The organism is Halalkalibacter alkalisediminis, assembly GCF_028610705.1.
Taxonomy (GTDB): Bacteria; Bacillota; Bacilli; order Bacillales; family Bacillaceae_D; genus Halalkalibacter; species Halalkalibacter alkalisediminis.
In genome coordinates this window covers 1-1,100 of sequence record NZ_JAQQWT010000123.1, presented here as the reverse complement: position 1 = coordinate 1,100, position 1,100 = coordinate 1, and the positions used below count along the sequence as shown (strand labels likewise).

The 1,100-nt window shown below is 48.3% G+C and carries 2 rRNA genes; both read left to right on the top strand.

Annotated elements, in window-relative coordinates:
• Nucleotides 1-52: ribosomal RNA gene (locus PQ474_RS26155) — 16S ribosomal RNA — on the top strand; the annotation flags it as partial.
• A 262-nt stretch (nucleotides 53-314) separates the two neighbouring features.
• Nucleotides 315-1,100: ribosomal RNA gene (locus PQ474_RS26150) — 23S ribosomal RNA — on the top strand; the annotation flags it as partial.

Sequence of the window (1,100 nt, the reverse complement as noted above, 5' to 3'; positions counted from 1 at the left end):
GAAGTCGTAACAAGGTAGCCGTATCGGAAGGTGCGGCTGGATCACCTCCTTTCTATGGAGTATTTAACTCTAGTCGACGAACAACTTCGGTTGTTTGCGCTTTGGTCTTTTGTTCAGTTTTGAAGGAACTTTCCTTCTATATTATAGGAACTAACTTTGTTAAATTGAAGTTAGTGACTTTGGTTCTTTGAAAACTAGATAATGCAAATAGAAACAATATGTAAGTTTACCGGAATCTTAGTTTTAAGAGAAGGTCAAACGAGCATGTCGAGAATTCACGTCAATGTTAAATTGACAACAACCTTTTTTAATTTGGTTAAGTTATGAAGGGCGCACGGTGGATGCCTTGGCACTAGGAGCCTAAGAAGGACGCGACGAACGGCGAAACGCCTCGGGGAGCTGTAAGTGAGCTTTGATCCGAGGATATCCGAATGGGGGAACCCACCATCCGTAATGGGATGGTACCCGTATCTGAATACATAGGATACGAGGAGGCAGACCTGGGGAACTGAAACATCTAAGTACCCAGAGGAAGAGAAAGAAAATTCGATTTCCTAAGTAGCGGCGAGCGAAACGGAAACAGCCCAAACCAAGAGGCTTGCCTCTTGGGGTTGTAGGACGTCTCATATGGAGTAAGAAAAGACGAGCATAGGTGAAGCGATCTGGAAAGATCCGCGAAACAAGGTAACAGCCCTGTAGCCGAAATGCTCGTCTCTCCGAGACGGATCCTGAGTACGGCGGGACACGTGAAACCCCGTCGGAATCCGGGAGGACCATCTCCCAAGGCTAAATACTCCCTAGTGACCGATAGTGAACCAGTACCGTGAGGGAAAGGTGAAAAGCACCCCGGAAGGGGAGTGAAAGAGATCCTGAAACCGTGTGCCTACAACTAGTTGGAGCCCGTTTATGGGTGACAGCGTGCCTTTTGTAGAATGAACCGGCGAGTTACGATCCCGTGCAAGGTTAAGCTGAATAGGCGGAGCCGCAGCGAAAGCGAGTCTGAATAGGGCGAATGAGTACGTGGTCGTAGACCCGAAACCGTGTGATCTACCCATGTCCAGGGTGAAGTTCAGGTAACACTGAATGGAGGCCCGAACCCA